Origin of the sequence: Peristeroidobacter soli, from assembly GCF_004138485.1 — a bacterium.
Lineage (GTDB): Bacteria > Pseudomonadota > Gammaproteobacteria > Steroidobacterales > Steroidobacteraceae > Steroidobacter > Steroidobacter soli.
In genome coordinates this window covers 1,466,450-1,492,647 of record NZ_RYEV01000003.1, presented here as the reverse complement: position 1 = coordinate 1,492,647, position 26,198 = coordinate 1,466,450, and the positions used below count along the sequence as shown (strand labels likewise).

Annotated in this window: 21 protein-coding genes; 10 read left to right on the top strand and 11 right to left on the bottom strand. The window is 62.0% G+C overall.

Annotated elements, in window-relative coordinates:
- Positions 1-14 precede the first annotated feature (14 nt).
- Genes EKO19_RS15200 through lptF form a run of 3 tightly spaced genes read right to left on the bottom strand, consistent with a single transcriptional unit; the run spans position 15 to position 2,644 of the window.
- Positions 15-476 (bottom strand): RDD family protein, encoded by a 462-nt coding sequence (locus tag EKO19_RS15200; protein WP_129777218.1) that lies wholly within the window; start codon positions 474-476, stop codon positions 15-17.
- A gap of 3 nt (positions 477-479) precedes the next feature.
- A complete protein-coding gene (gene lptG / locus EKO19_RS15195) occupies positions 480-1,550 on the bottom strand; it encodes an LPS export ABC transporter permease LptG (RefSeq protein ID WP_129777217.1) in 1,071 nt (356 codons plus the stop codon).
- On the bottom strand, positions 1,547-2,644 hold the full coding sequence (lptF, locus tag EKO19_RS15190; RefSeq protein WP_129777216.1) for an LPS export ABC transporter permease LptF: 1,098 nt from the start codon (positions 2,642-2,644) through the stop codon (positions 1,547-1,549). Before lptF ends, lptG begins: the two co-directional genes overlap by 4 nt.
- 106 nt (positions 2,645-2,750) lie before the next feature.
- Between lptF and EKO19_RS15185 the strand changes: the two genes are divergently transcribed.
- Both EKO19_RS15185 and EKO19_RS15180 read left to right on the top strand, forming a co-directional pair.
- Positions 2,751-4,238 carry a leucyl aminopeptidase gene (locus EKO19_RS15185; protein ID WP_129777215.1) on the top strand — a complete coding sequence of 496 codons (1,488 nt, stop codon included), beginning with the start codon at positions 2,751-2,753 and terminating at the stop codon, positions 4,236-4,238.
- 9 nt (positions 4,239-4,247) lie between these two features.
- A complete protein-coding gene (locus EKO19_RS15180; RefSeq protein WP_129777214.1) occupies positions 4,248-4,670 on the top strand; it encodes a DNA polymerase III subunit chi in 423 nt (140 codons plus the stop codon).
- A 370-nt stretch (positions 4,671-5,040) separates the two neighbouring features.
- On the opposite strand, the gene EKO19_RS15175 is transcribed toward EKO19_RS15180, so the two are convergent.
- Together EKO19_RS15175 and EKO19_RS15170 are read right to left on the bottom strand one after the other, a co-directional pair.
- On the bottom strand, positions 5,041-5,481 hold the full coding sequence (locus EKO19_RS15175; RefSeq protein WP_129777213.1) for an acyl-CoA thioesterase: 441 nt from the start codon (positions 5,479-5,481) through the stop codon (positions 5,041-5,043).
- A 43-nt stretch (positions 5,482-5,524) separates the two neighbouring features.
- Positions 5,525-6,436 (bottom strand): LysR family transcriptional regulator, encoded by a 912-nt coding sequence (locus tag EKO19_RS15170; protein ID WP_129777212.1) that lies wholly within the window; start codon positions 6,434-6,436, stop codon positions 5,525-5,527.
- 106 nt (positions 6,437-6,542) lie between these two features.
- Between EKO19_RS15170 and EKO19_RS15165 the strand changes: the two genes are divergently transcribed.
- The 5 genes from EKO19_RS15165 (at position 6,543) to EKO19_RS15145 (ending at position 14,288) form a co-directional block, all read left to right on the top strand.
- Positions 6,543-7,301 carry an SDR family NAD(P)-dependent oxidoreductase gene (locus EKO19_RS15165; RefSeq protein WP_129777211.1) on the top strand — a complete coding sequence of 253 codons (759 nt, stop codon included), beginning with the start codon at positions 6,543-6,545 and terminating at the stop codon, positions 7,299-7,301.
- Positions 7,302-7,483: 182 nt separating this feature from the next.
- Positions 7,484-10,258 carry a valine--tRNA ligase gene (locus EKO19_RS15160; RefSeq protein ID WP_129777210.1) on the top strand — a complete coding sequence of 925 codons (2,775 nt, stop codon included), beginning with the start codon at positions 7,484-7,486 and terminating at the stop codon, positions 10,256-10,258.
- Between the two features lie 126 nt (positions 10,259-10,384).
- Positions 10,385-11,341, top strand: a complete 957-nt coding sequence (locus tag EKO19_RS15155; RefSeq protein ID WP_129777209.1) for an AAA family ATPase — start codon at positions 10,385-10,387, stop codon at positions 11,339-11,341.
- Positions 11,338-12,318, top strand: coding sequence for a DUF58 domain-containing protein (locus tag EKO19_RS15150; protein WP_129777208.1), 981 nt, complete (start codon positions 11,338-11,340; stop codon positions 12,316-12,318). The genes EKO19_RS15155 and EKO19_RS15150 overlap by 4 nt, the downstream gene beginning before the upstream one ends.
- Positions 12,315-14,288: a transglutaminase TgpA family protein gene (locus EKO19_RS15145; protein ID WP_175597059.1), complete on the top strand. Its 1,974-nt coding sequence runs from the start codon at positions 12,315-12,317 to the stop codon at positions 14,286-14,288. Before EKO19_RS15150 ends, EKO19_RS15145 begins: the two co-directional genes overlap by 4 nt.
- On the opposite strand, the gene EKO19_RS15140 is transcribed toward EKO19_RS15145, so the two are convergent.
- Entirely contained in the window at positions 14,248-15,543 is a 1,296-nt protein-coding gene (locus EKO19_RS15140) for an MFS transporter (protein ID WP_129777206.1), read from the bottom strand. The two genes, EKO19_RS15145 and EKO19_RS15140, sit on opposite strands and share 41 nt — an antisense overlap.
- 14 nt (positions 15,544-15,557) lie before the next feature.
- Positions 15,558-17,159 carry a peptide chain release factor 3 gene (locus tag EKO19_RS15135; RefSeq protein ID WP_129777428.1) on the bottom strand — a complete coding sequence of 534 codons (1,602 nt, stop codon included), beginning with the start codon at positions 17,157-17,159 and terminating at the stop codon, positions 15,558-15,560.
- A gap of 151 nt (positions 17,160-17,310) precedes the next feature.
- Between EKO19_RS15135 and EKO19_RS15130 the strand changes: the two genes are divergently transcribed.
- The gene (locus tag EKO19_RS15130; RefSeq protein ID WP_129777205.1) at positions 17,311-18,828 is read left to right on the top strand and encodes a Fic family protein; all 1,518 of its coding nucleotides are present in this window, start codon (positions 17,311-17,313) and stop codon (positions 18,826-18,828) included.
- A 250-nt stretch (positions 18,829-19,078) separates the two neighbouring features.
- A complete protein-coding gene (locus EKO19_RS15125; protein WP_129777204.1) occupies positions 19,079-19,405 on the top strand; it encodes a GNAT family N-acetyltransferase in 327 nt (108 codons plus the stop codon).
- 134 nt (positions 19,406-19,539) lie between these two features.
- Here EKO19_RS15125 and EKO19_RS15120 read toward each other — a convergent pair whose 3' ends face one another.
- The gene (locus tag EKO19_RS15120) at positions 19,540-20,628 is read right to left on the bottom strand and encodes an alpha/beta hydrolase (RefSeq protein WP_157995270.1); all 1,089 of its coding nucleotides are present in this window, start codon (positions 20,626-20,628) and stop codon (positions 19,540-19,542) included.
- Between the two features lie 123 nt (positions 20,629-20,751).
- Between EKO19_RS15120 and EKO19_RS15115 the strand changes: the two genes are divergently transcribed.
- Positions 20,752-21,516, top strand: coding sequence for an IS110 family RNA-guided transposase (locus EKO19_RS15115; RefSeq protein ID WP_129777202.1), 765 nt, complete (start codon positions 20,752-20,754; stop codon positions 21,514-21,516).
- Between the two features lie 367 nt (positions 21,517-21,883).
- On the opposite strand, the gene EKO19_RS15110 is transcribed toward EKO19_RS15115, so the two are convergent.
- The 3 genes from EKO19_RS15110 to EKO19_RS15100 form a co-directional block, all read right to left on the bottom strand.
- The gene (locus EKO19_RS15110) at positions 21,884-24,433 is read right to left on the bottom strand and encodes a TonB-dependent receptor (RefSeq protein WP_129777201.1); all 2,550 of its coding nucleotides are present in this window, start codon (positions 24,431-24,433) and stop codon (positions 21,884-21,886) included.
- 119 nt (positions 24,434-24,552) lie between these two features.
- Entirely contained in the window at positions 24,553-25,596 is a 1,044-nt protein-coding gene (locus EKO19_RS15105) for a FecR family protein (RefSeq protein ID WP_129777200.1), read from the bottom strand.
- On the bottom strand, positions 25,589-26,161 hold the full coding sequence (locus tag EKO19_RS15100; RefSeq protein ID WP_129777199.1) for an RNA polymerase sigma factor: 573 nt from the start codon (positions 26,159-26,161) through the stop codon (positions 25,589-25,591). The genes EKO19_RS15105 and EKO19_RS15100 overlap by 8 nt, the downstream gene beginning before the upstream one ends.
- Positions 26,162-26,198 lie beyond the last annotated feature (37 nt).

The window sequence follows — 26,198 nt, the reverse complement described above, 5'->3', positions numbered from 1 at the left end:
AGCGCCGCCCCCTCTTACTTCTTCGGCAGCACCACGACGCGAGTCCGCGTCCAGCGATCGTGCCAGGCGAGCTTGTCGCGATCGATCCAGATCCACCAGTAGCCGGCCAACGCCAACACCAGCGAGACCGTCGCGGCCGCCAGGCGTTTGATCACATCGGCCCAGGTCAGCGCAGCGCCGTCTTCACGCTCGAGACGCAGCCGCCACGCCGCCATGCCGAGCGTCTGACCGCGACGCGTCCAGAACAGGCCGAAGAACAAGATCACGATCACCAACAACAGCACCCGATACGCGTACTCCCACGCGCCGTAACGGTCACTCGTGATCGCCTCGCCACCGGTAAGGGGCAAGAACGCCGCCGTCGCGACCATCATCACGGCGAGCACCAGCAGCAGGTCATAGAACATCGCGCCCAGCCGGCGCAGCACGCCAGCGCTCGGTAGGCCAGCGCGTTCGGACGAAACGGACTCACTCATGATTTAGCGAACGCGCGAGATAGCGATGGTAGTAATGACAGTCAGTATCGCGGTCGGCAGCCAGGCGACCACGAGCGGCGGCATGTTGAACACTTCGCCGCCGCTTTCCAACATCTTCGCCATCAGGAAGAACACCACGCCGATCATGATGCCGACCACGGTGCGCGCACCAGTGCCGGTCGATCGCATCGGCCCGAACGCGAACGGTACCGCAAGCACCACGATGATCGCGACCGCGACCGTGCGCGCGATGCGCGCCCAGAAAGCGACCTCATACGTCCGCGCATCGAGGCCATTCGCCTTCAGATGTTGAATGTAGCTGAGCAACCCTCGCCCCGGCAGCGAGTCCGCATCCAGCACCGCCAGGCCAAGAAACTCCGGTGACAGTCGCGTCTGCAATTGCGTCTCCGCCGCCTTGCTCGTCGCCACGCGCTCATTGCCGATGCTCGACTCGACGTAGTTCTCGAGCTGCCACAGATTGTTCTTGTCGATGCTGGCGTTATTCGCATGCCCCACGCTGCGCAGCCGGCGCTGCCCATCGAACTTGAACACATAAACGCCGCCATACCGGTTGTCCGCCGCCTGCTGGCGAACCGAGATCATCATGTCGCCGTCCTTGGCCCAGGCACTCTTGTTGCCCGCCATGCTGTAGTCGTTGAACTTGGCGAAGGTCTTCATCTGCCGGGCGTATTGCTCCATCGGCGGCGAGATCACCTCGCCGAGCAGCGCGGTGAAGATCATCAGGATCACACCGGCACCGGCCGTCCACATGGCGATACGCAACGTGGACACGCCCGCCGCTCGCACCACGATCAACTCCAGCGTGCGCGCCAGATTGCCCAGCGCCAGCAAGGCACCGATCAGCGCCGCGATCGGCAACATGTCGAACGCGTATTTCGGCAGGTTCAGGCCGACGTACATCAACGCATTCTCGACCGAATACTGACCGATGCCGATCTCATCCTGCTGCGTGATGAACAGATACAACCCGCTCAGCGCGAGCAGCACGAGCATCACCAGCGCGGTGTTACCCAACACCGCTTTGATCACATATCTGGAAAGGATGGAGGTCATGCGGTCACCATCCGGGGTTTGGCGAGCGGCGCCTCACGCGACAGCAGCCACAATCCGAGCACCAGCGCGACACCGTGCACCCACCACAACCCCACCCATTCAGGCACGCTGCCCCCTTCGACCCAGGTGCGCGCGGCGGCCAGCAACTGCCAATAAATGAAATACACCAGGATGGCGATGCCGATACGGCCGAACCGGCCTTGCCGAGGCCGCAGCCGGGCGAGCGGCACGGCGATCAGCATCAGAATGAGCGCCATCAACGGCGTCGAAATACGCCACTGCAACTCGGCGCGATCGCGCGGATCGCTGGACTGTAACAATTCACCGGTGGATTTCATGCCCGCCTTGCCCGCGCGGCCGCCGATCTCACCGAGCCGGATCGGATACCCGCCCTCGGCGAAATGCGTGATCTGCCAGTCGCCCTTGCCCGGTACACCTTTGTAATGCTCGCCGTCGTACAGCACGAACATTTGATCGGCCTGACCGGCGCCGCGCTGTTCAGCCCGCGTCGCCACCCAGACCTCCAGCGTGCCGTCGCTCTCCGGATCCTGGGTCCGGTCCACGAACACATTCACGTTGTGCAGGATGCCGTTGTCATCGACGCGCTCGGCGTAAAACACCACGTTACCGCCGCCGAAAGTACGGAACCGGCCCGGCTCGAGCAGACCGAACTGCGCGTTCTGCAAAGCTTCGGTACGGATCTGCTGGGCTCGCGCGGACGCCGCGGGAATGGCCCAGAACGACAGCCAGATCAGCAAGGCGGTAATGAATATGCCGAGATAGCCGATCGGCCGATACAAGCCGGCGGGCCCGACGCCGCAGGACTGGATCGCCGCCATCTCGCTCTCGTGATACATGCGGCCCAGGCCCAGCATGATGGCGAGGAAAAAGCCGATGGGAGCGATCACGGTGAGATAGCCGGCCGAGGTCAGGCCGAGCAGCGAGAACACCACGTCGCGCGGAAAGTCGTTGGCCGCCGCCTGCGACAGCACGCGCGCCAGCTGATTTGACAGCAGGATGACCAGCAGTACGCCGGTGACCGCCAGCCAGGTTTCCGCAACCTCCTTAAGGAGGTATCGATCCAGGGTTCGCAATGCTCGTTCCGCTTTTTACCCGCAGCGTGAGGATGTTTCCGCGGCGGTGGGGCGCGCGGAATGGAGTAGACTAGCGTCTTTTTCGCGCCCTTTGCGAGGAAGGTTCATGGAATTTTTTGTCAGTACTGCCTCTGCCTCCCGTCAGCGCACTGACTGCGCCATCGTCGGTGTCTACGACAAGGGCGTTCTGTCGGCAGCCGCGGAAGATCTCGATGCCCGCATCGGCGGCCGCATCGCCAAGCTGGTGAAGCGTGGCGACCTGCGTGGCAAGACCGGCGACGCGGTTCTGCTCGCCGACCTGAGCGGCGCGCCCGTCGAACGGGTCATCGTGATCGGCCTGGGCAATCGCAGCACCTTCAAGCGCAAGCAATATCGCAAGGCGCTGGCCGGCGCGCTCGCCATGGTCGCCAAGACCGGCGCCAGCGATGCGATCAGCTATCTGGGCCTGGACGAAATCGCCGACGCCGATGCGTACGCGCAGGCTCGCGTCGCCGTCGAGGTCGTCGCGGCCTCGCAGTACCGCACTCCCGATTACAAGACCGGCAACAAGCGTCCCAAGCCGTCGCTGACCAAGTTCGGCGTCGCTGTCGCCAGTCGCGGTGACAAGGGCCAGGCCGAGCGCGGTCTCGCCCATGGCCAGGGCATCGTCAGCGGCATGGCGTTCATGCGCGATCTGGCGAATCAGCCGGCCAATGTTTGCACCCCGAGCTTTCTGGCGCGCCAGGCCAAAGCCCTGGCCAACGATTACAAGAAGCTCAGCGTGCGCGTGTTGAATGAAGCCGAATGCAAACGCCTCGGCATGGGTTCCTTCCTGTCCGTCACCCACGGCTCGGAAGAGCCGGCTACGTTCATCGTGTTCGAATACCACGGCGCCGAGCGCAGCCAGGCGCCGGTGGTGCTGGTCGGCAAGGCGGTCACCTTCGACACCGGCGGCATTTCGCTGAAGCCGCCCGCCGCGATGGATGAAATGAAGTTCGACATGAGCGGCGGCGCCAGCGTATTCGGCACCATGAAAGCCGTGGCCGAGCTGGAATTGCCGATCAACGTCGTCGGCGTCGTGCCGGCGTGCGAAAACATGCCGAGCGGTCGCGCCACCAAGCCGGGCGACATCGTGAAGAGCATGTCGGGCCAGACCATCGAAGTACTGAACACCGACGCCGAAGGCCGTCTGATCCTGTGCGACGCCATCACCTATTCGCGCCGCTTCAAGCCCGAAGTGGTCATCGATCTGGCGACCCTCACCGGCGCCTGCGTGATCGCGCTGGGCAATCATCTGTCGGGTCTGTTCAGTAACGACGATGAGCTGGCGGCCGATCTGAAGGCGGCCGGCGAGCGCGCCGACGACCGCGCCTGGCACATGCCGATCGGCGAGGAATACGGCGAGCAGCTGAAGAGCAACTTCGCGGACATGGCCAACGTGGCCGGCCGCGAGGGCGGCGCCATCACGGCGGCCTGCTTCCTCGCGAAGTTCACCGATGGCCTGCGCTGGGCGCATCTGGACATCGCGGGTACGGCGTATCAGAGCGGTTCCGCCAAGGGCAGCACGGGCCGCCCGGTGCCGCTGCTGGTCGATTACCTCATCAACAAGAAATAACGATCCGCCATGAGTCGAGTGGACTTCTACGTCCTCTCCGCGGACGCCCCCGACGCCCGCCTGCGCTACGCGTGCAGGCTGGCGGAGCGCGCCGTCGAGCAAGGGTGTCAGGTATATATCCAGACGCCGGATGTGCAACGACTCGACGACATGCTGTGGACGTTCAGCGACGGCAGCTTCCTGCCCCACGAGATCTATCGTGGGCAGGAGGCGGCGCATGCCAGGGTGAAGGTGATGGTTGGCTCGGAGTTGGGCCCGCAATCACACCGCGGATTGCTCATCAATCTCACGGATTCGATGCCATCCGACGTCAATGCGTATGATCGTATCGCTGAGATTGTCGACGTCGACCCGGAACGGAAACGCACTGCTCGCGAAAGATATAAGCATTATCGCGAACAGGGCTGTGCGATGGAGTCGCACAACCTCTAAGAGAGCGGTGTCGGTGGTCAGCGCCGCGCCGAGGGGTATTCCTCCTCCCGGCACCGCGCTCGCCCGTCGCGCATTGCGCTCCGAGGCGCCCATTGCTCTGCGCAGTCCTGCTCCGAGCAAGCCCAGGGTGTACGTCCATATACACCCGCTCGGCGGAGCGAAGCATGCTTCGCTGAAAGGCACCGCCGAGCCCCTGATGTGCGCTGATACGAAAACACGTCCCTGTATTTCGAATCTGCCGGGAGGAGGAATACCCCTCGGCGCGACGCCTCACGCTTCAGTGTAAATTGTCAGCCACTAAGAGCCTCACCATCGTCGCGCAGTGCTGGCGGCAGCGGTCACTCTCGTCCCGTGCCGAACCTTTCTTGCTTTAAGTGAGATACGCGGCGTGATCGATCGTCACATTCGCCGCGCCACGCTCCAGCGCCGCGCGCAGCGCCGGCGTCAGTGGCATCTTCTGTAACGTGTGGTGGTCGACGTGTACGTACACCGTCTCCACGGTGACGATCACCCTTTCCTCTCCGGCCAAACGAAACTCCGTCGCCAACGTAAACGACGTATTGCCGAGGTGTCTGGTCGCGACCGAAATCTCCAGCACCTGGTCATACCGCGCCGGCGCGCGCCACTCGGTCGTCTGTTTCACCAGTTGAAAGTCGAGCTCGCCGGTCTGCATTTCTTTTTCGTAGCCGAGCGCCCGAAAGTACTCCGCCGTCGCCAGATCGGTGTAATCGCCGTAACGCGCATTGAACACGACCTTCTGCGCGTCGCATTCGTTATATCGGGTTCGCAGCAGATATCTGAACCGGCTCATCATCGTCCCTCGACTCTCGATCGCAGCATCATAACGCGCGCAATCAGCCGGAGAGCGGCAACAAATGCGGCTTCAACAGCTCCGCGATCCAGGACATGAACGCCTGCACTCGCTGTGACAGATTGCGTCGCTGCGCGTACAGCAACCAGACAGGCATCGGCTCCGCCCGCAACTCAGGCGCGACTTCCACGAGCAGCCCTTGCTCGATCAGCTTGAGCATGCCCGGCCCGGGCGCCTGGATGATGCCCAGCCCCGCCAGACAGCTTTCCTGATACGCCTCCGCGCTATTCACCGTGATCACGCCAGGCATGTCCACCATGCGATAGGCGACGCCGTCGTGATATTCGAATCCCATCGACTTCGCGCCGAACGTGCCCACATAGTGAATCAGCTGATGATGCGCGAGATCTTCCACCGTGCGTGGCATGCCATGCGTGCGCACGTATTCGGGACTCGCGCAGTTGGTTACAACAAACGCGCCGAGCGGACGCGCGATCAAGCTCACATCGTCCACCGAGCCCACCCGCATCACGCAATCGAATCCCTCGCGCACCAGATCGACTTTGCGATCCGTGCAGCTCAGTTCGATTTCGAGCCGGGGATGCTGGCGTAGAAACGTCGGCAGATGCGGAATGACCGTGGTGCGCGCGATGCCGGTGGGCATATCCACGCGCAACCGTCCTCTCAATGCCTGCGGCCCCTGCTGGAACATCGAGCGCAGCTCATCCATATCGGCCAGCAGATCCTTGCAGCGCTCGTAACAGGCGCGGCCGTCGAGGGTCATCTGAACTTTCCGGGTCGTGCGATGAAGAAGCTGAGTGCCGAATTCGCTCTCCAGCTGCTGGACCGCCGTGGACATGCTGGCCTTCGGCATCCCGAGACTCTCCGCCGCCCGCGTGTAGCTGGCGAGCTCCGCGACGCGGACGAAGATCTGCATGGCTTCGAGTTGATTCATTGTTCGTATTATACGAACACTACGCTCAGAATTGGCCAGTTTATCCACTCTTAAACGACTAATAAGCTCTCCTTCGCCCGATCATCACCTCCCAAGGAGCTCGCCCATGAACACCCCCATCGCCCTCGTTACCGGCGGCAGCCGAGGCCTCGGCAAGAATATGGCCCAGGCGTTGGCCGCGCGCGGCGTCGACGTCGTACTGACCTATCGAAGCAATCAGAAGGAAGCCGAGGCCGTCGTCGCTGAAATAGAGCGGTCGGGGCGCAAGGCAGCGGCGCTGCAGCTGGATGTCGGCGTCTCCTCCACGTTCGCATCGTTCGTCGAGCAGGTCCGCGAGGTGTTGAAGAATCGCTGGCAGCGCGACCGCTTCGATTACCTGGTGAACAACGCGGGCATCGGCATTCATGCGTCCTTTGCCGAAACCACCGAGGCGCAGTTCGATGAGCTGGTGAACATCCAGTTCAAAGGCCCGTTTTTCCTGACCCAGAAGCTGCTGCCGCTGCTGGCGGACGGCGGGCGTATCGTGAACATCTCTTCCGGCCTGGCCCGCTTCGCCCTGCCCGGCTACTCGGCCTATGCGGCCATGAAGGGCGCCATGGAAGTGCTGACCCGCTATCAGGCCAAGGAACTGGGCAGTCGCGGGATCGCGGTGAATATCGTCGCGCCCGGCGCCATCGAGACCGACTTCGGCGGCGGCCTGGTCCGGGACAACAAGCAGGTGAACGACATGATCGCCTCGCAAACCGCGCTGGGCCGGGTCGGCCGGCCGGAGGACATCGGCGGCGTGGTGGCCTCGCTGCTGTCGCCGGAGAACCGCTGGATCAATGCCCAGCGCATCGAGGCATCGGGCGGCATGTTCCTGTAAGCAGCGGCCTGGGTAGGAGCGGGCCGGCAGAGCCGGCCCGCAGCTTGTACGGGCTAGAACAGCGGTCCACGCCCAACCGTGCGACTACATAGCCGGCCAATCCACGCTTAAGGCCCCAGCCCGCATTTCTGACATGGCGGCTATACTTGCCCGCTATTTTCCCGCTTTCCGACTGGCCAGAAATGCAGAAGACCTACGACCCCAAGGACATCGAGCAACGCACCTACCAGCGCTGGGAGTCGCACGGCTGGTTCAAGCCGTCGGGCCAGGGCTCGCCCTACAGCATCGTCATCCCGCCGCCGAACGTCACCGGCACCCTGCACATGGGTCACGCCTTTCAGCACACGCTGATGGACGTGCTCACCCGGCAGCACCGCATGCAGGGCGAGAACACGCTGTGGCAACCGGGCACGGATCACGCTGGCATCGCCACGCAGATGGTCGTCGAGCGACAGCTCAACGCGCAGGGCGTGCATCGTCGTGACATCGGTCGCGAGGAATTCACCAAACGCGTGTGGGAATGGAAAGCGCAGTCGGGCGACACGATCTCCCGCCAGGAGCGTCGCATCGGCAACTCGGTGGACTGGTCGCGCGATCGGTTCACGATGGACGACGGCTTGTCCGAAGCGGTCACCGAAGTGTTCGTGCGCTTGCATGAAGAAGGATTGATCTATCGCGGCAAGCGCCTGGTGAACTGGGACCCGGTGCTGCACACCGCGCTGTCCGATCTCGAAGTGCTGCCGACCGACGAGCAAGGTTCGCTGTGGCACTTCCGTTATCCCATCGACGGCAGCGACCAGCACATCGTGGTCGCGACGACACGGCCGGAAACCATGCTCGGCGATACCGCCGTGGCCGTGCATCCGGAGGACGAGCGTTACAAACATCTCATCGGCAAGCAGATCCGTCTGCCGCTGACCGACCGCTTGATTCCGATCATCGGCGACGATTACGTCGATCCGGCGTTCGGCTCCGGCTGCGTGAAGATCACGCCGGCGCACGACTTCAACGACTACCAGATCGGTCAGCGTCATTCGCTGCCACTGATCAATGTGTTCGACGCCAACGCGGCGCTCAACGACGCAGTGCCTGAGAGCTACCGTGGATTGGATCGTTTCGTCGCGCGCAAGCAGATCGTGGCCGATCTCGAAGCGCTCGGCCTGGTCGAGAAGATCGAGCCGCACGCCTTGAAAGTGCCGCGCGGCGATCGTAGCAACGCGGTGCTCGAGCCGTGGCTCACCGATCAATGGTACGTGCGCATCGTGCCGCTCGCGGAGCCCGCGATCGAGTGCGTGAAGGACGGCCGCATTCGGTTCGTGCCGGAGAACTGGTCCAAGACCTATTACCAGTGGATGGAGAACATCCAGGACTGGTGCATCAGCCGCCAGCTGTGGTGGGGCCATCAGATTCCGGCGTGGTACGACGACGAAGGCAATCACTACGTCGCCCGCACGTACGACCTGGCTTATCAGCAAGCGCGCCTGAAGCTGGGCCGCGATGTGACCCTCAAGCGTGACGAAGACGTGCTCGACACGTGGTTCTCGTCCGCGCTGTGGCCATTCTCCACATTGGGCTGGCCGGACCAAACCAAAGAACTGAAGTCGCTGTATCCGACCAGCGTGCTGGTGACCGGCTTCGACATCATTTTCTTCTGGGTGGCCCGCATGATCATGATGGGCCTGAAGTTCGCCGGCGACGTGCCGTTCCGGGAGGTGTACATCACCGGCCTGATCCGCGACGAGAACGGCGACAAGATGTCCAAGTCCAAGGGCAACATCATCGACCCGCTCGATCTGATCGACGGCATCGATCTGGAGTCGCTGGTCGCCAAGCGCACCTCCGGGCTGATGCAGCCGCAGATGAAGGACAAGATCGAGAAAGCCACGCGCAAGCAGTTCCCGACCGGCATGCCGTCGTACGGTGCCGACGCGTTGCGCTTCACGTTCTGCGCGCTCGCGACGATGGGTCGTGACATTCGCTTCGACCTGGGCCGCATCGAGGGCTACCGCAACTTCTGTAACAAGCTGTGGAATGCCGCGCGTTACGTGATGATGAATCTGGAGAGCGCGCCGCCGGCCACCGCGACCGGTCCGGTGGAATATTCTCCCGCCGATCTGTGGATCCGCTCGCGCCTCGGCGCAACGATCGAAGAAACGCGTGCCCGCCTGGCCGAATATCGTTTCGATCTCGCGTCGCAAGCGCTGTATGAGTTCGCGTGGTACGAGTACTGCGACTGGTATCTGGAACTGTCGAAGCCGACGTTGCAGTCCGAGCAGTCGAGCGATGCACAGAAGCGGGGCACGCGCGAAACGCTGGCCGCCGTGCTCGAAGCGTATCTGCGTCTGTTACATCCGCTGATGCCTTTCATCACCGAAGAGATCTGGCAGACAGTGGCGCCGATGGCCGGCCGCAAGGGCGACACGATCATGTTGCAGTCATATCCGACTGCGGCGGAGTTCCCGCGTGATGCAGCCGCCGAAGCTCAGATCACTGCAATCAAGGCGGTCATTCTTGGCGCGCGTCAGATTCGCGGTCAGCTGGAGATCCCCCAGGCACGTGAGATCACCGTCGCTTATCAAACACCGGAAGCGTCCGATGAAGCCTCGTTGACGGCCAGCCTCAACGTGGTCCGCGGCGTGGGCAAGATTAGCGAGCTGAAATTTCTTCCCAGCGACGCCGCCCTGCCGCCGTCGGCCACGGCCATCATCGACCGTCGCACCATTTCGTCGCCGCTGGCCGGCCTGATCTCCGACCCGCAGGCGGAGCTGGCGCGGCTGGCAAAGCGCAAGGCCAAGGTCGAGCAGGACTTGAAGAAGGAAGAGGCCAAGTTCGCCAACCCGAACTTCGTCGCCAACGCCAAGCCCGAAGTGGTCGCGCTGGGCCACGAGCGCATCGCCGAATTCAAACGGCAGATTGCTCAGCTCGAGGAGCAGGAGAAAGGGATCGGCGAGTTGTAAGCCGCTCACGCCAGAGGACTGTCGGCTTCTGGCGAATCTGTCATGCGCGCTGGCGCGAATGCGAACTACCTACTTGCATTTCGCGCCATACTGCCGACACTGCCCGCGAGCGAAGCTGGAGAGCGCATGAATTCCGCCATCCCAACTCTGATCACGCAGGCCGACCCCGTTGAGCTGATTGCCGCCACGACGGCGCAGCTCAATCGGGTGATCCTGGGCAAGGAGCATCAGCTGCGGCTGTGCATCTCCTGCCTGCTCGCCCGCGGTCATCTGCTCATCGAAGACATTCCCGGCGTTGGCAAGACCACCCTCGCGCACGCGCTGGCCGAGTCGCTCGGCCTGTCCTATCAACGCATCCAGTTCACCAGCGACCTGCTGCCGGCCGACATCATCGGCGTCTCCGTGTTCGATCGTGAGACCAGCTCGTTCCAGTTCCACAAAGGCCCGGTGTTCTCACAACTGGTGCTCGCCGATGAAGTGAATCGCGCGACGCCCAAGGCACAGAGCGCGCTGCTCGAGGCGATGGAAGAACACCAGGTGACCGCGGACGGTGCGACCTATCCATTGGCCGCGCCGTTCTTCGTCATCGCCACCCAGAATCCGGTGTATCAGATCGGCACGTATCCCTTGCCCGAATCCCAGCTGGATCGGTTTCTGATGCGCATCGAGCTCGGCTATCCCGATCCATCGCTGGAACGTCAGCTGCTGCTCGGCCAGGACCGTCGCGATCTGCTGGCGACGCTCGCGCCCACGCTGTCGCCTCAGCAATTGTTGTTGATGCAAACGATGGTGCCCAAGGTGCACGTGTCCGACGCCTTGCTCGATTACGTGCAGGCCATCGTTCGTTACACCCGCGAATCACCGTTGTTCGAAGCGGGCATTTCGCCTCGTGCCTCGATCGGTTTGCTGCGTGCGGCTCAGGCATGGGCGTTGATCCATGGGCATCCCGGCGTGATGCCCGAGGACGTGCAGGCTGTGCTCGCCGGCGTGGTCGGCCATCGACTCAAGCCTCGCGATGACACCGCGCCCAAAACGCCCACGGAAATCGGGCAGTTCGTCCTGAAAGAAGTCGCGGTGCCTTGAACCTCGCCATCAATCTCGACTTCGGATTCGCTCGCCGGCTGCGACTGCTTGCCCGCCGCTGGGCGCGCCAACGTCACGGCGTCGATCCCGAGCCGCTGACGCTCGCCACCCGCCGCATCTACATCATCCCGACCGGGATGGGCATCGCGTTCGCCATGATGCTGGCCGCCATGTTCATCGGCGCGATGAACTATGCAAACAATCTGGCGCTGGGACTGACGTTCCTGCTCGGCTCGCTGGCGCTCACCGCCATGCATTACTGTCATCGCAACCTGGCCGGCCTGGTGATTCGTTCCGCCAGCACCGAGCCGGTGTTCGCCGGCGACGACGCGACATTTCATATCGCACTGGAAAACACCGCGCCGCTCGCCCGTCATGAAATGATCGTTGCGAACGAGGCAGGCACCTCGCCGCCGCAGCTCGTTCCCGCCAACGGACGCGCCGTGTTCACTCTGCAGCTGCCAGCACCGCGTCGTGGCTTGCTGATACTGGATCATTTCGAAATCGTCACGCGGCATCCTTTCAGTCTGTTTCGCGCCTGGACTCACGTTCATATGAATATGACGTGCGTGGTCTATCCAAAGCCCGCGCCTCGCGGCCTGACGCCGCCGCCCGTCGAAACGGACACCGGCGGAGCGCAGGACTCGGTTCGAGGCGATGAAGAGTTCGCAGGCTTCCGACCGTTCCATCCTGGCGACTCGCCGCGCCGGATCGCATGGAAAGCCTATGCGCGCGAGCAAGGACTGCAGGTGAAGCTCTACGCGGGCACGGCGGTCACGTCGCATGTGTTCGATTGGGACGGGCTCGCCGGCCTCGACACTGAAGCGCGGTTGTCACAACTGTGCCGATGGGTCGAGGATGCCTACGCCGGAGGCCGCGCCTTTGCCTTGAAGCTGCCGGGCCTGGATATTCCAGCCAACGTCGGCCCCGGCCATCGGCAACGATGTCTGACCGCATTGGCGATGTTCGAGCCATGAGCGCGGTGCTGGACACCCGGTTGCAGCAACTCACGCCTTTCGGGCAGCGATTGGTCTGGGTGATCGCGGGCCTGGCGCTCGCGGTGGCTCCGCATTTCGGTCACATCGCGATCTGGACGCTGCTGCTCGCCGCGGTGGCCACGGCGCTTCGCATGACGATCGAGATCAAGCGCTGGCCATTGCCGCCGAAAGCAGTGAACACAGGGTTCGCGTTCGCCTCCCTGCTCGGCGTGCTGCTCAGTTACAAGACGCTCAATGGCATCGACGCCGGCACCTCGCTGCTGATCGTGATGTCCGGCATGAAGCTGCTGGAAAGCCGCACGGCCCGCGATCTCACCGTGGTGGTGTTCCTTTCCTACTTCGCGCTGTTCGCGGCCTTCCTCTACAACCAGAACATGCTACTGCTGCCGTACATGGTGTTCACGGCGGGGCTGCTCACGATGACCCTGATGCGCATCCACCAGAGCGAGCCGATGCCGATCCGGGAGGCTGCGACCACGACGGCTAAAATGTTTCTTCAGGCCCTGCCACTGGCTGCTTTGTTGTTTCTGTTCTTCCCGCGCCTGCCCGGCCAGTTCTGGGCCGTGCCGCCGCGCGAGCAGGCTCGCAGCGGCCTCAGCGACGAAATGACACCCGGCGACGTGTCCGACTTGAGCCTGTCCAGCGCCATCGCGTTTCGTGTGAAGTTCGAAGGCGAGCCGCCGCCGCCGCGCGAGCGCTACTGGCGAGGCCCGGTGATGCACATGTTCGACGGGCGCACCTGGCGACAGCTCGGCGCAACGTTCTCGCAGCAGGAAGTGGCCTCCTCGGGCTCGACGTACCGGTATCGAATTTCTCTGGAACCGCAGTCGCGCAACTGGATCTATGCGCTCGACATGGTCACACGGTGGGACCGCCAGCGAGCCTTTCGCGGCGAGGATTTCCAGCTCAAGGCACGCCAGGAACAGATTTCGGTATTGACCTCGTACGATCTGGAATCGTCGCCCACCTATGTCACGACCAGTGAGCTGCGCCGGGACTTGCGGCGTGTGGACACGTACATTCCCCGCGATCGAAATCCACGCACCATCGAGCTGGCGAAACAGATACGCGAGAGCGCGGGCAGCGACGAAGCTTTCATTCAGTCCGTGCTCACCAGGTTCGGCAGCGAGGAGTATTACTACACGCTGGACCCGCCGACGCTGGCCTTGAACTCCGTCGACGACTTCCTGTTCAACACCAAGCGCGGCTTCTGCGAACACTTTGCCTCGGCCTTCACGGTGATGGCACGCAGCGTCGGCATTCCGGCGCGCGTGGTGACCGGCTATCAGGGCGGCGAGTTCAATTCGATGGGCGGTTATTTCATCGTCCGGCAGTCCGATGCGCATGCATGGTCGGAGGTCTGGCTGGAAGGCCGTGGCTGGCAGCGCATCGATCCGACCGCCGCGATCGCGCCGGAACGCATCGAGCGCGGACTCGACGCCGCGATTTCAGCGGAAGAAGACGTTCCTGGCAGAGTGCTGCGTCAGAGCGCGCTGTTCTCGAAAATCCGCATGGCCTGGGACACGGCCAACACGTTCTGGAACAACCAGGTCGTGGAGTTCGGCGAGACTCAGCAGCGCTGGCTGCTGGAGAAATTCAACATCAAGGACCCGCGTTGGGAATATCTCGGCGTGGGGCTGGTGCTCGGCCTGGTCGGCTTCTTCCTGATCCTGTCGGCGTATCTGGCGTGGAAGTTCAAGCCGCGATCGCGCGATCCCGTTGCGCATGTCTATGAACAGCTGTGCCGCAAGCTCGCGAAGCTCGGCGTGCCGCGACAGGCGCACGAAGGACCGAATGACTATGTGGAGCGCGCGGCGCAGGCGCGGCCAGAACTGGCCGCGCAGCTGGCGGAAGTTCGATCGGTCTATGTGGGATTACGCTACGGCCCGACGCCGCTGCCAACTCAGCTCAGCCGGCTGAAGTTTCTGGTAAACCAGCTGGAGGCGTGACACCGCGCGCCGCTCGTGCCGCGATCACCAGCACGACCGCGCCGCCCGCGAACAGGATCGCTACCGACAGAATCGCCAGGCGCGAATTGCCGGTGAGCAGCGCCGTGAATCCCATCAGCAACGGGCCCAGCACCGCGGCGAACTTGCCCATCATGTTGTAGAAACCGTAGAACTCGCCGGCCCGATCCATGGGAATCAACCGTCCGTAGTACGAGCGACTCATCGCCTGCGTCGCGCCCTGCACGCAACCGATGGCGGCCGCCATGATGTAGAACTCGGAGACGCTGGTCATGAACACGGCATAGAAGGTCACGGCGGCATACACGCCGATGCCGACGAAAATGCCAACCAGCGGACTGATGCGATCGCCGAGCGCGCCGAACAGCAACGTGGCCGGGAAGCCGATGAACTGGATCATCAGGATGCCCGAGATCAGGCTGTCCGCCGGAAAGCCGAGCGCGAGGCCATAGTCCACCGCCATCTTCATGATGGTGTTCACGCCGTCGATATACATCCAGTAAGCGAGCAGAAACAAAATCACCGCGCGGTACTTGCGCACTTCCCGGAAGGTCTTCGCCAGTTCCGCGAAGCCCTCACGCATTGCGCTGCCAGCGGCGACCGGCGCACGCTCGTTCAAATCCGGCGAGCTGCGCAAGAGCGGAATCGCGAACAGGATCCACCACACCGCGACCGACAGGAACGAGGCGCGAATCGCCGCTTCGGGATTGGCCAGACCGAACATCGCCGGCTTCGCGAACATCAGCACGTTGACGGTGAGCAGCAGCGCGCCGCCGAGATAGCCCAGCGCGTAACCAAAGCCCGAGACAGAATCGAGCCGCTTGGCGGGCGCGACCTTCACCAGCATGGAATCGTAGAAGATCAGACCGCCCCAGAAGCCGAGCGAGGCAATCGCGAACAACACCGCCGCGGCCTGCCAATCGCCGACTCCGACGAACGCGAGCATCGCCGTTGGAATCACACCGATCGCGGTGAACGCCGCCAGGAAGCGCAGATGCTTGCCGCCGCGATCGGCGAGCGCGCCCAGCCACGGCGCCATGATCGCCAGCACGAAGCTCGACACGCCATTGGCGATGCCCAGCCAGAACGTGCTGGTGGTCGCGTCCTGACCCGGGGTCAGGAATTGTTTGAAGAACAGCGGAAAGAACACGACCATCACCGTGGTCGCGAACGACGAGTTCGCCCAGTCGTATAACGCCCAGGCGAACACTTTCTTGGTGATGAGCGGGGACTTCATGCTGTCCTTGTTCGCTACGCGGCCGCGGCCAGATGCTCGCGGGTCTCGCGGAAATCGAGATCCGGCCAGCGTTCCAGCGTCAGCTGCAAGTTGACCCGCGTGGGTGCGAGATACACTAGCGCGCCGGAATGATCCAACGCGAGGTTCTCATACGCCTTGGTACGGAACTCCTCGAGCTTCTTCGCATCCTTGCCGTACACCCAGCGCGCGGTGTAGACGCTGACGTTATCGAACGATGACTGCACCGAATATTCGTCCTGCAGTCGGAACGTGACCACGTCGAACTGGAGCTGACCGACCGCGCCGAGGATCAGATCGTTGTTACGCAGCGGACGGAACACCTGCGTCGCGCCCTCTTCGCACAATTGATCCAGCCCCTTCTGCAGCGCCTTCATGCGCAGCGGATCGCGCAACACCACGCGACGGAACATTTCCGGCGCGAAGTTGGGAATACCCGTGAACATCAGCTGCTCGCCTTCGGTGAAGGTGTCGCCGATGTTGATCGTGCCGTGATTGTGCAAGCCGAGAATGTCGCCCGCGAAGGCTTCGTCGGTGTGCTGACGATCGGCCGCGAGGAAGGTGAGCGCGTCGTTGATGCGCATTTCCTTCTTGAGCCGCACATGGAACAGGCGCATGCCCTTGGTGAATTTGCCGGAGCAGATGCGCATGAAAGCAATACGGTCGCGGTGACCCGGATCCATGTTCGCCTGGATCTTGAACACGAAACCGGTGAGCTTTTCTTCCTGCGGCTCGACCACCCGCCCGGTCGTCTCGCGTTGCTTCGGTCCCGGCGCATTCCTGACGAAGGACGCCAGCAGCTCCGTCACGCCGAAGTTGCTGATGGCGGAGCCGAAGAACACCGGCGTCTGCTTCGCGGCCAGATATTGCTTCAGGTCGAATTCCGGTGCGGCGCCTCGCACCAGCTCCACTTCATCGCGAAACGCTTGCGCCCGCGCGCCGAGGAATTCGGTCGCGGCCTCGCTGTCCAGCTTGTCGATGGTCGCGGTGGTACCGGCACGGCCCTTCTCGCCGGCCTGATAGATATAAATCCGATCTTCGATCAGGTGATAAATGCCCTGCAGCTCGCGGCCCATGCCGATCGGCCAGGTGATGGGCGCGCAGGAGATCTTCAGCACCTTCTCGATTTCATCCAGCAGCTCCATGGGCTCGCGGCCTTCGCGATCGAGCTTGTTGATGAAGGTCATGATGGGCGTGTCGCGCAGACGCGTGACTTCCATCAGCTTGATGGTGCGCTCTTCGACGCCCTTGGCGCAGTCGATGACCATCAAAGCCGAGTCGACCGCGGTCAGCGTGCGATACGTGTCTTCGGAGAAGTCCTCGTGGCCCGGGGTATCGAGCAGATTCACCATGTGGCCGTCGTAGGGAAATTGCATGACCGAGGAGGTGACCGAGATACCGCGCTGCTGTTCCAGCGCCATCCAGTCCGAGGTCGCATGCCGGGCCGCCTTGCGGCCCTTGACGGTACCGGCGAGCTGAATGGCACCGCCGAACAGCAGCAGCTTTTCGGTCAGCGTGGTTTTACCGGCGTCAGGGTGGCTGATGATGGCAAAAGTTCGGCGTTTGCCGATTTCCTCGCCGAGCGGGCCATTCGTCATCGTCATCGAACCTCGAAAAATTAGCGCGACAGGATACCCCGAAACTCGGCGCGCACGATAACCTAGAAATGGGTTGACACGATAACCTAGAAACAGTAAAACGCAATAACCTAGAAATGGGAAGACACGAAACCCTAGAAACCGGAACTCCATGGCCGCGCCCACCGACAAGCTCGCCGAATCCCTGGGCGTCCTGAAAGCGTTTCAGGACCAGGGACGAATCGCGATCCGGGCTGCCGACCTGTCGCGGACCCACCGCGAGCGCCTGCAAGCCAACGGTTTCATCCGCCCGGTCATGAAGGGCTGGTACATCCCTTCCCGTCCCGACGAGCCGCAGGGAGAAAGCACGTCCTGGTACGCCTCGTTCTGGGATTTTTCCTCGGCCTATCTGACCGAGCGATTCGGCGATGCCTGGTGTCTCGGCGCGGAGCAGTCGATCAGCCTTCATACCGGTGATTGGACGGTGCCGAGACAGCTGCTGGTTCGCTCCCCGCGCGGCGGCAACAAACCCACACAGCTCATCCACGACACATCCATTTTCGATGTTCAGCTGGAGCTGCCGCCGCCGAACGATGTCAGCATCATTGGCGGCATGCGCATCTACTCTTTACCAGCCGCATTGATCAGCTGCGCGCCATCTTACTTTCCCACGCACGCCTCGACGCTCCGAGCCGCGCTCGCGATGGTTTCCGATGCATCGGAAGTTCTCGGGCGACTGCTCGATGGCGGCCATAGCAAAGTCGCCGCCCGGCTGGCCGGCGCTTTTCGAAACATCGGGCGCGACCAGATCGCCGACAACATCGTGGCGACCATGCAATCGGCCGGCTATACCATCAATGAAACCGATCCGTTCGTGGATCCGTCGCCGATGCCGTTCGGTGCGCGAGAAACATCTCCGTATGTGAACCGCCTCCGGATGAGCTGGATGCGCATGCGCGCCGACATCATTCCGATCTTTCCGCCCGCCCCTGGCATCGCCACCGATGTCGACGCGTACATCAAGCAAGTGAACGCCGCTTACGTCGCCGACGCCTACAACTCGCTGTCGATCGAAGGTTACAAGGTGAGCGCCGAGTTGATCGAGCGGGTGCGATCGGGCTCCTGGAATCCGGACAGCATCAAGGGCGATCGCGATCAGCGCGATGCTCTCGCCGCGCGCGGCTATTGGCAGGCGTTTCAGACGGTCGGGCGGAGCATCGAGAAAGTGCTCGATGGCGCGCAAGCCGGCGCGGTCGCCGACCAAGACCATGCAACGTGGTATCGCGAATTGTTCGGCCCCAGCGTGACCGCCGGTATCCTGAAGCCGAGCGATCTGGCCGGCTATCGCAATGGCCCGGTCTTCATCCGTCGCTCGATGCATGTCCCGCCAGGCCGCGAAGCCGTGCGTGAACTCATGCCGACGTTCTTCGAGTTGTTACGACAAGAGCCGGAGCCCGCGGTTCGCGTAGTTCTCGGGCATTTCGTCTTGGTCTACATCCATCCGTACCTCGACGGCAACGGGCGCATGGGACGTTTCATGATGAATCTGATGCTTGCGTCCGGCGGCTATCCCTGGACGATCGTTCCGCTCGAACGGCGTGCCGATTACATGGCTGCGTTGGAAGCCGCGAGCGTCGGGCAGGACATCAAACCTTTCGCGACATTCCTCGCCGGACTGATTCGCGAATGATCGCCCCCAAGTCCACGGGCGCACGCCCTTCGTGGATCAGGACGTTGAAGACATAGGCGGCGGTCATGCTGAGCCGACTGGCGCTCCCCATCCCGAGCGGCCCACAGCAGTCGTCGTTGGCGTGCTCATGAATTGATTGGTCCCGAGGCCCCACATGTCGCACGCGTGCAGTCTCGCGGCCGATTTCAGCCGCAGGCCGTGACCCGCATAGCTTCGGTCCTGCAGAATTTATTGTGTCGAAGACCTCGCCATGAAAGAGATTGAAACTGAACGGCTAGTCCTGAGGAATTTTCGGAAGCATGACACTGCCAGGCTCTTCGAGTATCTGCATGAGCCTGTCGCGAGTCGCTTCTTGTCGCTTGCGCTCAACAATATGAGCCAGACTGAAGCTGAAGCCGAGCGACGCGGCGGCGGCGATGAGCATATCGCCATCTGCCTGAAAGAATCCGACAGGCTGATAGGTGATCTGTTCGCAGTTCCGGAAGAGGACACCTTCTGCGTCAGGAAAGACGATGACGGGATTCCCATCTATGAGAATACGATGCAGTACGCGATTCTGCATAAAGAGTGGCGCTGATCATTGCCGCGCCGACGGATCGAAAGAGGATCTGTAGCCGAGCGTTACGCAGAGCGACAATTCAACCATGATTCGTCAGCGCCCCTCCGTACGATCCAAAGCTCCCAGTCGGCGCAATTACTTCCGAGGCTCGATCAGGGCGCAGGCAGGTCGGCGCCCGCGAGAGGGCGGACTTGAGTGACGAGGGCGATCAGCATCTCGCCAGGGACTTCGTTCACCACGTAGTGCGCAGCGCGGTCGAATTGCACGAAGGTTTTCTTCGGCGCTTTCAACGTCTCGAACCAGGCTCGTGCAACTGTCGTGGCGGTGATGTTGTCGTAGCGACCTCCCATGAGGATCACCGGACATTCGAAATGCGTTTTCTGGTCGAAGTCGGTTCTCATGGCTTCAATCCACAGCCGCTCGCCGGACAGATCCTGGCCGATCTGCGTTGATCTCAGGTCGTAATCGTTGTAAGCCGGACTGAGCGCCCGGCGACGCGATTCGTCATCTTCGATTTGCCCATGCAGCATCGCTCCGTAGCGCACTGCCCAGCCGCGTTGGATCTGCGTCTTGTTGGGCAGGACTGTGCCGTCGCGTTCAGGGTACGGAGCGATAGCCTCCAGTTCCTTGACCGCCCGTGCGTCGCCCCTGCGCTTTGCCTCTGACAAGGTCCACTCGTAGCCGGCCGCTTCATTGCGTCGCCCATTGACGATCTGGCCAAGACCGACATAAGCGTAAAACCAGTCCGGATGCCGCTGCGCCAGCCGGACGCCAAGAATGCTGCCGAAGGAATGGCCGAGCAGGAAAATCTTCTGCTTCCCGTACTGGCGGCGGAGATGGAGCGCGACCTGCTCTGCATCGTCGACCAGCTGATCGACCGTTGTGTTCACATCCCATTGGCGACGCGCTTCAGAAAAAGTCTTGCCGGCCCCGCGTTGATCCCATTGGACGACGGTGAAGTAGTCCTCCCAGGGACGCTGGAAGGTCCAGCTCTCGGCCATCATCGGCGCGCCAGGACCGCCATGAATATAAAGCAGGATCGGATTGTCCGCCCGCGCACCGCGTACGCTGATCCACTGCTGCGTGCCATTGACAGGAATGGCACGCATTTCATCGAGACCGTCACGTGGCAGCGCATGCTCCGCGGCAATCGTCTTGCGAGGATCGTATCCGCTGCTCGGCTCCGACGCATCGGCACTCCGGCTGGCGAGCAGACTGGCTGCCACCGCCGCGAGCATCATCGTCAGTCCGCAGATGCAGGTTCTTTGCGATTGCCGCTTCATCTTTGCGATGCGTTGCATGTGCTACCCGTCAGCTCGTGATATGGAATCGACACTAGACATTGATGCTCGCCCGGCACTCGCGTGCCGGCGATCTTTCCTGATGAGCGCGATGAGGCGTTTCGGGATTTGTCGCGTGCCCGAGAGGATGCGGTGGCCGCTCGCTTGCGAGTGCGTCAGCAGATGAAAGCCATGCTGTTGCGTCACGGCCGCGACTACGTGCGGGCTCGTTGTGGCAGCCAGGCTCACGAGCGGCATCTGTCCACCATTCGCTTCGATCATCCGGCGCAGGAGATCGCCTTTGGTGAATATCGCCTGGCTTCCAAAGAGGCGGACGAGCGCGTCGAGCGAATCACGCAAGCGCTGCGCGAGCTCTGTGAGCACTGGCGTATGCAGCCGGTGATCAAAGCGCTGATGTGTCTGAAGCGCTTCGACTTCGTCACCGCCGTGACATTCGTTGCCGAACTCGGCGATCTGAGCCGCTTTGCGCATCCGCGCGCCCTCATGTCGCACCTGGGGCTGGTGCCTTCGGAGTACTCCAGTGGCCCCACGCGCCGTCAAGGCGCCATCACTCGCTGCGGCAATAAACACGCGCGCCGCGTTCTGATCGAGGCTGCCTGGAACAACCGCTTCAAAGCGCAGGTCACTCGCACGCTCGAGGTGCGCCAGCAGGGTCAGCCCAAGATCGTCCGTGACATCACCTGGAAGGCACAGTTGCGACTCTCCAAACGCTGGCGAAGCCTCGGCATGGGACGCAAGCTCAATCAAAACAAGATCTGCGTCGCTATCGCTCGTGAGCTGGCGGGCTTCACTTGGGGTGTCGCACGACACATCAAAATCGCCTCCTGATCGCTCCCTTGCCCCGCCATTGACCCCAGGAGATCGACCACCGGCACTGCCGATCCACAGCCTGACGCCGAACCGAAAACACGGCGCGTGGGACCGATGAGGGGAATCCTCGAAAGTTTTATGTGAGCCTCGTACCCAACCTATCCAGTTCTGCGAGTGATCTCCGCTACTAGAGCGAGGCAGCCCCGCGAAGAAATGATGAAATGCGGTAGCCAATCCGCGGATATCAGAATGATCCATCGTCGCACGCCTCACCCGCGCGCCGCGTTCTCGCTTCGGTATCAACGCCATACATCCCTGTCCAACCCTCCATCCTTCGCGAAGCCACGAGAAAGCCTCGTGGCTCCGATTGACAAAGAAGGCCATATCAGAAGTTGTAGCTCATCTGCAGCCCCAACGTGCGGGGCCGCAGGCGATAACCATAGCCGCGATCGGTGTTTCCCGTGCCTCTCCAGACGTAGTCACTCGCGTCGGTCAGATTGTTCACGAACAACTCCAGGTTGACGCTGCTGATCGTGACGCCAGCGCGCACGTTCGCGGTGACGTAGCCCCCTGCCTCGGTCAACGGTGTCTGCGCCAAGTTGCCGAAGAACGTTCCCCGGTAAGCGCCATCCGCGCGGGCAAACACAGCGCGCCCGGCAATGTCGGTGTCGTACTGGATGCCGAGACTGGCATTCACCCTCGGCGAACCCGGCAAACGATCGCCCGCGACCGCATCGAGAGTCGGGACATCTACGCTCAGCTCAGCATTCGTATACGAACCTCCGAGGTCGACTTTAAGTCCCCGGGCAAGGCGGTAACTCGTTTGAATTTCAACTCCCTGGGAGGTCGCCTCTCCGGCATTGGCGACATAGAAATAGCCCAGGTCACGGCAGGTCGCTCTGGCGTTCGTGGGAAGCCCCTGCCAGTTCGCTCGATACACGCTGGCGTCGACTGCAAGACGTCCATCGAGCAGCGTGAACTTCCCACCCAGCTCGAAATTATCCAACGTATCCGAGTCGATCACTCGCGTGGCAGCGATCGTGACATTGCTGCCGTCCACCACCCCGTCGTTGTCTGTATCGCAGATTCCCGGAATGAGCCCGGTTGCCGGCCGCCCCAAACGGAACCCTTGCGAAAAGCTGGCGTAGACAAGCGCCTTGTCGGTGGGTTTGTAGCTCAGGTTGGCCTTGTAGGTGTTCCCCGATTTGCTGATGCTCGATCTGGCCACATCGGGAGCATCCAGCGGCACTCCGGTAAACCAGCCACTGGAGACCAGTTGGTTGCTTCTATCGAAGCGGTACGCTCGCGCACCGAGGGTCAGCGTCAGGTTGCTCCTCAAGTCATAGGACAACTCGCCGAACACCGAGTCTTGTGTCAACTCGCGCGTGGTGTCGAATATGCCGAGCACTTCGTTGATGCCATCGCCCCACGGGTTCAAGGCGGGAACCTCCAGCGAGCTGTTTCTCTCATGAGCGACATCGTTCTGTTTCTCATGAAACAGACCCGCCAGAAACTGCCAAGGCCCATCCAGCTTGGACGCCAGGCGCATTTCACCGGAAAAGGCCGTATGGGGACTGCGGTAGGCGCCATCGTAAGGTGCGTCGATGTTTCCGCCTTCCGTGTACTGGGTCTTGGAATCGACCCAGGATGCGGCAGTCACCAGCGCAGCCCAGCCGAAGTTGTACTCCAGTGTGGAGTTGGCGATGCCGATACGATTGTCGTAGATGCTATCGACACTGCCCCGCAAAGCATGCGATGGAAAAATCCTCAACGCGACATAGCCGTAGCCGTTATCCAAACCTTGCGACGAGGTGAAACCGTCCTGCTCTATCTTCTGATAGAGATATGACAAGGAGAGCTTCAAGTCATCGGTGGCCTGCCATAGGAGCGCGACGCGCGCTCCCCGAGTCCGATCCTGACCTCTGTCATCCGCGTTGGTCGCCAAGGACACCGCACGAGGCCCCAAGGAGGCCACGTAAGCCTGCATGGCGGGGTCGGAGCCCGATACATTCTTGTAGTAACCGCTGTTGTCGTACTCATAGGCTACGGCCCGAACGGCCAATTTATCTGCAACGAGAGGTGCATTGAGGACACCTTGCCACATCTGGTTGCCACCGCCGCTCTTACCCGTAACCGAATAGCTCGCAGCGGCCTTGCCGCCAAATCTATCGAGTTTCGGCGCCACTGGAATCGTACGTACCGCGCCTCCCAGAGAGGAGTTTCCAAATGAGGTTCCCTGGGGACCGCGCAGCACCTCGACACGCTCTATGTCGACCAGCTTCAAATCCACTCCGCTGCCACCCAGGATGCCGGCTGAATTGGTGATGGGCGTCTCGCCGAAATAGCTGGCTACCGTGGTCCCCGAGCCGAAATTCTGGTACTGCGCCGCGGTTTCGATGCCGCGGATGACGATGGCACTGGAGACCGAATTCGTCTCGATGAAGCTGGCGCCGGGAACCGCCGCCAGGTAGTCCCCCATGCCCTTCAAGCCGCGGCTTTCAATATCTGCATTGCCGATGGCCGTAATGCTGAGCGGCACGTCTTGAATGCTCTCAGCACGTTTGGTCGCGGTCACGATGATCTCTTCCACCGGCTCGTTGGCAGATCTGCCATTCGAAGTCGTGCGCTCGACGGGAGTGATCAACATCGCCCCTGTCGCTGCATCCGATTGCGCGACGAACGCAGTCCCTCTCAACAATCGCTCCACGGCCTCCCGCGGCGTCAATGTCCCCGAGATGCCTTCCGTGTGGATTCCCTTCAGTTGATCCGCCCGGAACACCAGTTCGATCCCGGCCTGTTTCGCAAAGGCCTCCAGCGCCGCCGCCAGATCTCCGGATGGGATACTGACCGTTATCGCATTCTGCGCACCGGCAATGGCTGACATGCTGGTGAGCGCCAACGCCACCACGCCAACTACGATTCTTCTTATATCCACGTTTTCTCCCCGTTATCGTGCGGTGCTACAAAGCTGCGAGCGGCGGCGCGCTCATCGACAACACTGCCGTGTATCACCGGGACGATCGACGTGGAGAAACTCCCCTTCGGATCTGCAAATCATTTGCTCTGAAGCAGGATGCGGCCGTCCTCTTCGGTGACTTGAATCTTGAAGCCGATCTGCATGAGCCGCGCGAACGCATCGAAGTTGGCGGCACGAAAGCTGCCGCTCACCGGGATTGCCGCGAGCGAGGGATCTCGAATGACGACTTGTCGAGTGTGGTAGCGATTGAACTCAGCCACGGCATCGATCAGCGGTGTGTCATGGAATACCAGAAAGCCGCTGCGCCAGCTCAACGCCTCTTCGATCTCAGCCAGCGGTCGCTTCACGACGCTGACGTTCTTGCGGTACGCCTCGGCGACTGAGCCGGCTTCCAGCTCGACAGGTGTATGCATGCGCTCGCCGCTCTCGGCTCGTGCCTCCGAGGCAATGACGACTGAAACCCGCCCCGTGGCAACCGTCACTCGAACGTCGTCCGAAGTGCTCCGGCGTACGGAAAACGCCGTGCCCAGCGCCGTGATCCGGTGTTTGCCCGCAATGACGACGAACGGCCGGTCCTCATCCCTTGCAACCTCAAAATAGGCCTCGCCCCGGTCCAGCTCGATCGTTCTTTGTGTATCTCGCAGGTCGACGTGAATATGGCTCGCAGTGTTCAGCGTGACGATCGATCCTTCTGGCAAAGCAACGGCGCGAGTCGCGCCAATCTCCGTCGCGTAGGTGTTTCGATGCCAGTACCTGTAGGAGCCCAGTACAACGCACACAATGATCCCAGCCGCCCATGCCGCAGCTCTCCACCCACCTCCTGCCCTTTTATCGGTGGTGACTGGTACTTCAGGAAGCGACGTCCGCGCATGCGTGAAGGCCGGCGCCCAGCTGCGCGTCTCGAAAGAGAGCACGGTGCCAGACTCCAGTTCAGTACCCATCGCCCGCAATCGATCGGCCTGGTCCCAAACTGCCTCGAGCCTCAGGAATTCGACCATGTTCGCGGTCGAGGCGGCGAGCCAGTCGGACAGGGCGGACTGGTCCTGATCAGACCATTGTCCACTGTCGCGCTTGGCCAGCCACTCGGCGGCCTGCTGTTCGATGTGCTCGCGACTATCCATGTGCTCGCTCCTTACAGTCCTCGGAAACTTTTCCCTGGACGACCTCGTGGCCGGAAACCTCCCCGAAGACGGCTTTGGCAAGCAGCCGTATGCCGCGGGCGAGGCGCTTCTCGATCGTTCTTTGCGGCACGTCGAGCCGACTTGAGACGTCCTTTTGCGTGAGGCGCTCCACCTTGCGAAGCCAGACTACGTCGCGGCATTCGCTTGGCAAGGCTTCGAACGCCGCTGCCAGTCGCAGAAACTCTTCCCTGACTCCGACGCAATGCTCGGGCGAGTGCTCGTCGATCAGAACATTCAGCGAATCGAGATCATCCGTCGCCTCGATGCAGACGATACGGCGGCGCCGGATACGGTCGGCCATGATGTTGCGCACGACGGTGAAGAGAAAAGACTTGGGGGCACAAGGCCGCCCCAGGGCTGCGGCCTCATAGACGCGGATGTAGGCTTCCTGCCGGATATCCTCGACTTCGCTGAGCTGCAGCCAAACACTGCGGATATAGCGAATCAGCGCGCCCTCGTGCACGACGATTTCTCGCTTGAACCAATCCTGCAACGAGTCGGACATGCGGCAGCATATAGACGGGAACAGACGGCTGCATGCG

What these genes read in the sequence shown, in the direction of transcription:
- EKO19_RS15120 (WP_157995270.1), bottom strand. Translation starts at nt 20,628, where the DNA reads ATGATGCTCGCGGCGGTGGCAGCCAGTCTGCTCGCCAGCCGGAGTGCC.
- EKO19_RS15105 (WP_129777200.1), bottom strand. Translation starts at nt 25,596, where the DNA reads ATGGATAGTCGCGAGCACATCGAACAGCAGGCCGCCGAGTGGCTGGCC.
- EKO19_RS15135 (WP_129777428.1), bottom strand. Translation starts at nt 17,159, where the DNA reads ATGACGAATGGCCCGCTCGGCGAGGAAATCGGCAAACGCCGAACTTTT.
- EKO19_RS15160 (WP_129777210.1), top strand. Translation starts at nt 7,484, where the DNA reads ATGCAGAAGACCTACGACCCCAAGGACATCGAGCAACGCACCTACCAG.
- lptG (WP_129777217.1), bottom strand. Translation starts at nt 1,550, where the DNA reads ATGACCTCCATCCTTTCCAGATATGTGATCAAAGCGGTGTTGGGTAAC.
- EKO19_RS15165 (WP_129777211.1), top strand. Translation starts at nt 6,543, where the DNA reads ATGAACACCCCCATCGCCCTCGTTACCGGCGGCAGCCGAGGCCTCGGC.
- EKO19_RS15170 (WP_129777212.1), bottom strand. Translation starts at nt 6,436, where the DNA reads ATGAATCAACTCGAAGCCATGCAGATCTTCGTCCGCGTCGCGGAGCTC.
- EKO19_RS15100 (WP_129777199.1), bottom strand. Translation starts at nt 26,161, where the DNA reads ATGTCCGACTCGTTGCAGGATTGGTTCAAGCGAGAAATCGTCGTGCAC.
- EKO19_RS15140 (WP_129777206.1), bottom strand. Translation starts at nt 15,543, where the DNA reads ATGAAGTCCCCGCTCATCACCAAGAAAGTGTTCGCCTGGGCGTTATAC.
- EKO19_RS15145 (WP_175597059.1), top strand. Translation starts at nt 12,315, where the DNA reads ATGAGCGCGGTGCTGGACACCCGGTTGCAGCAACTCACGCCTTTCGGG.
- EKO19_RS15185 (WP_129777215.1), top strand. Translation starts at nt 2,751, where the DNA reads ATGGAATTTTTTGTCAGTACTGCCTCTGCCTCCCGTCAGCGCACTGAC.
- EKO19_RS15175 (WP_129777213.1), bottom strand. Translation starts at nt 5,481, where the DNA reads ATGAGCCGGTTCAGATATCTGCTGCGAACCCGATATAACGAATGCGAC.
- EKO19_RS15125 (WP_129777204.1), top strand. Translation starts at nt 19,079, where the DNA reads ATGAAAGAGATTGAAACTGAACGGCTAGTCCTGAGGAATTTTCGGAAG.
- EKO19_RS15155 (WP_129777209.1), top strand. Translation starts at nt 10,385, where the DNA reads ATGAATTCCGCCATCCCAACTCTGATCACGCAGGCCGACCCCGTTGAG.
- EKO19_RS15180 (WP_129777214.1), top strand. Translation starts at nt 4,248, where the DNA reads ATGAGTCGAGTGGACTTCTACGTCCTCTCCGCGGACGCCCCCGACGCC.
- EKO19_RS15200 (WP_129777218.1), bottom strand. Translation starts at nt 476, where the DNA reads ATGAGTGAGTCCGTTTCGTCCGAACGCGCTGGCCTACCGAGCGCTGGC.
- EKO19_RS15130 (WP_129777205.1), top strand. Translation starts at nt 17,311, where the DNA reads ATGGCCGCGCCCACCGACAAGCTCGCCGAATCCCTGGGCGTCCTGAAA.